Origin of the sequence: Corynebacterium sp., assembly GCF_030535495.1 — a bacterium.
Lineage (GTDB): Bacteria > Actinomycetota > Actinomycetes > Mycobacteriales > Mycobacteriaceae > Corynebacterium.
On sequence record NZ_JAUNRW010000151.1, the window covers coordinates 1 to 3954 of the forward strand.

General features: G+C 67.5%; 3 protein-coding genes. All 3 read right to left on the reverse strand.

Annotated elements, in window-relative coordinates:
* Nucleotides 1–164: 164 nt before the first annotated feature.
* From solA to amt, 3 genes are read right to left on the reverse strand one after another with little or no spacing between them, the layout of a single operon-like run.
* Nucleotides 165–1307 carry an N-methyl-L-tryptophan oxidase gene (gene solA, locus Q4F73_RS11860; RefSeq protein WP_303359549.1) on the reverse strand — a complete coding sequence of 381 codons (1143 nt, stop codon included), beginning with the start codon at nt 1305–1307 and terminating at the stop codon, nt 165–167.
* A 15-nt stretch (nt 1308–1322) separates the two neighbouring features.
* A complete protein-coding gene (locus tag Q4F73_RS11865) occupies nt 1323–2477 on the reverse strand; it encodes a tyramine oxidase subunit B (RefSeq protein WP_303359550.1) in 1155 nt (384 codons plus the stop codon).
* Nucleotides 2474–3823, reverse strand: coding sequence for an ammonium transporter (gene amt / locus Q4F73_RS11870; protein ID WP_303359551.1), 1350 nt, complete (start codon nt 3821–3823; stop codon nt 2474–2476). The genes Q4F73_RS11865 and amt overlap by 4 nt, the downstream gene beginning before the upstream one ends.
* Between the last annotated feature and the right edge of the window lie 131 nt (nt 3824–3954).

A 3954-nucleotide genomic window follows, 5' to 3' on the forward strand; every position in this document is an offset into this window, starting at 1 on the left:
GCACCGATGAACAGGGCCAGGACCACGTGGACCCGGGAGACGGCAAGGATGAGCATCACCAGCACGGCGATCAACACGGCGTTCATGCCAATGACATTAGGAGGTGCCCCACCTGCGTGAACCCATTAGGTCCGCAGTGGGGTCACCGTCACATCCGGCGTCGTTCAGGCGGGCACGTGCAGCGGTTCATGCGCCGCCGTGGCGAAGTCCGGGTGGTAGTACTCGGCCTCACCCCGGGTGACCAGTGCGGCCGCCATCTCTCCCAGGGCCGGGGCCATCTTGAAGCCGTGGCCGGAGAGTCCGGTGACCACCACGGCGTTGCCGATGATGTCGACGATCGGGTCCCGGGTACTGGTGAAGGTGTCGTAGTGCACGGAGAAGCGGTTGGGCTCCGGCTGCACTCCGGGGAACAGCTCCGCGACACGGGCCCCGAACTCGGAGAGCTTGCGCCGGTCGAGACGGAGATCGCACTCCTCGATGTAGTCGCCCTCGGGCCCGCCCCAGATGTCCATGCCGGCGATCTTGACGCTGTAGCCGTCGACGACGGGGGCGCCGAAGACGTGGAAGTCATCCCGGTCGCGGATGAAACACGGCATGGTCGCGGGCGTGAAGTCCCCGAGGACCCGGGGCAGGAACCACGTGAGGACGAGCTTGCGGATCTCCACCATGTCCGCGATCTCCGGGAACAGGCTCCTGACCCAGGCGCCCGCGGTGACCACCACCCGGTCGACGGTCTCCTCGCGCTCCTCCGTGGCGATGACCACCTTGTCCCCGAGGTCCCGGATGCCGAGGATCTTCTCGTTCTCGACGATCTGCGCACCGTTGGCGCGGGCCTGTTCGACGGCGCTCATGACGGCCGATTCCGGCCGCATGGCCCCGCCGAGGAGATCGATGATGCCGGCTTCGTCGTCCCGGAAATCCATGCCGGGGAAACGCCCGCGCATCTCGGCGGCGCTGAGGCTCTCGTGCGGGAGGTCATAGGTGTCGATGGAGTCGAGCATCCGCTGGTAGGGCGCGCTGTCCTCCCGGCCGACGGTGAGGCAGCCGAAGGGGTGGAGGAGGGTGCGCCCGGAGAGATCTCCCAGTTCCTCCCACAGTTCCCGCGCGCGGACCAGCAGCGGGACGTACTTGGCTCCCTCGTGGTACGCGGTGCGGAACAGCCGGGATTCCCCGGTGAAGGCGCCGTAGGAGTGTCCGAGGCCGAACTGCTCGAAGCCGAGGACCTCGACGCCCGGTGTGCGGCTGAGGTGCCAGGCCGTCATGGAGCCGGTGGTTCCCAGGCCGATGACGGCGATGCGGGTGGTCATGATCTTCTCCTTTATCTATGCCAGTTCGGGTTCGTCCCACAGTGTCAGCCGGGTGCCGATACCCAGCTCCACCGCGCGGTGGTAGATGTCGGTGGCCCACGCCACGTCCTCGACGGGCATGCCGCCGATGGAGTAGAGGAAGATCTGCTCGTCGTTGACGCGCCCCGGTGCGCGGCCGGCGGCGATGTCACCGATGTTGACCAGCTTCTCGGCCGGCAGGCTGCCCTCCTCCACCATGTCCCACCAGCGGTTGCCCGGGATGCCGAAGAGTTCCTCGTAGGCCACGCCCGGCCCGTTCTCGTGGAACCACTCGGCGTAGAGGCCGTCAAAGTCGATGACGAGGTTGGCCTCGTCGGAGGCGAGGAAGTCGTCGTCGAAACGCGCGGCGGCCGGGGCCAGCACCAGCGCGCCGGGCTTGAGCCACTCGCGCTTGAAGTAGGGGAAACCGGCGGGGCCGTCCGGGGAGGTGGAGGTGCCGGCGATGATGATGTCCGATCCCTCGATCGCGGCCTGCTCGGAGTCGACCACCTCGACGGATTCGAGCTGCGGATAGTTGTCGCGCAGCCACTGCGCCGCCTTCTCGGTGGATCCCGCCGAGCGGCCCTTGATCTTCACCGTGCTTATCGACGCCCGCTGCGAGATCGCACTATCGAAGCACGTGCGCGACATGACGCCGGGGCCGATGATGCCGACGGTGGTGGCGTCGGCAAGCGCGAGGTGCTTGACGCCGACGCCGGGCACCGCGCCCGTCCGGTAGGCGGAGAGCAGGTTGGCGGACATGATCGCCTTCGGCGCGCCCGTGACCGTGTCGTTGAGGATGAACAGGTGGATGGAGCGCGGGAGGTCCTGGTGGCGATTCTCCACGTTGGAGCCGTACCACTTGACGCCGGTGGCGTTGAAGCGGCCGCCGAGGTAGGCGGGCATGGCCATGAAGCGGCGGTCCGGGCCGTCCGCCGGCATGCCCGCGTGGGCCGGATCGGCGGGGAAGTTGATCTGGGCGCCGTGGGAGTTCGCGGACTGCCCGGCCATCCGGTAGTCGCCCTCGGCCAGGAGGATGAGGGTCTCCTCCATGACGTCGACGCAGCGGGCGGAGTCGGTGACCCCGGCCTCGATCATCTCGGGCTCGGAGAGGTGGAGGTAGCTGATCGCGGTGGTGGTGGCGGTGGTCATGACTGGTTCTCCTTATCGACGGTGGTGGGGACATTCCGGCTGCCGGGCGCCGCTGCGAGTCGGTCGACGGTGGTGTCGGCGGGGTCGTCGGCCGGGCGGCGGGTGGAGCCGAGGGTCGAGAGGTCGTAGCCGGACTCGGCATGGACGGATCGGTCGATGCCGTGGAACTCGTCCTCGCGGTCGATGCGGATCGGCACGATCTTGCTCATTACGGTGGCCAGGATCCAGGTGACGCCGAAGGACCAGGCGAGGGTGGCGGTGATCGCCACGCCCTCCCGCCAGATCTGGCTCAGGTCGCCGCCGAGGAGGACGCCGCGCACACCGGCCGGGGCGGCGGGGTCGGCGAGGACGGTGATGAACATGACTCCGGCGATGCCGGCGATCCCGTGGACCGCGAAGACGTCGAGGGAGTCGTCGATACCGTGGCGTGCCTTCCAGGTGATCGCCCAGGCCGCCGCCGCGGAGGCGAGGGCGCCGAGGAGCACGGCGCTGAAGGGGTTGACGGCGTCGGCGGCCGGGGTGATGCCCACCAATCCGGCGATGACGCCGGTGGCCAGGCCCAGCAGGGTCGAGTGTCCGGTACGCAGCTTCTCGACGACCGCGAAGCCCAGCATGCCGCCACCCGCGGCGAGCACCGAGGTCAGGACCACATAGGTGGCGGTGAAGTTGGCACCACCTGCGGTGCCGCCGTTGAAGCCCAACCAGCCGACCATGAGCATGCCGGCACCGAAGAGGGTGAGGGGGAGGTTGTGCGGGCGGGTGCTACCACCGCGGCGGGGGCCGAGCACCAGGGCCAGGGCCAGTCCGGCGGCACCGGCGTTCATGTGGATGGCGGTGCCACCGGCGAAGTCGTGGAAGCCGATGCGGTTGGACAGCCAGCCGCCGACGATGCCGTTGTCCGGGTCGTCGAAGGCGAAGACCCAGTGGGCCAGCGGGGCGTAGACCGCGATGATCCACAGTGCGCCGAAGACGATCCACGCCCAGAACTTCATGCGCCCGGCCGCGCCGGAGGCGACGAGGGCGAGCGAAATTCCGGCGAAGAGGATGTTGAACGTCCCCCACAGGGCGGCATCGGAGCCGTCGTCATTCATGACATTGCGGAAGAACAACCATTCCCCGGGGTTGCCGATCAGGCCCCATCCCCCGACGGAGTTGCCCACCACCAGTCCGTGCCCGACCGCGACATAGACGACGGTCGCGACTGCCAAAGAACTCATCACCATCATGAACATGTTGAGCACCTGCCCGTTGCCGAGCATGCCTCCGTAGAGGAAGGCCAGGCCCGGGAACATGATGGTCACCAGTGCAATGGCGCTGAGTATCCAGGCGATATCTGCAACGTGCATTGTTCTCTCCCTTATGACCAGAGTCCGACTTCTTTTTCTATCGGATAGCAGAAACTCTAAACCGCGGTTTTCTATAGATCAATTGGTATCCGGAGTTTGAGATGGCCGTCACACGTGGCCGCGGGCTGATC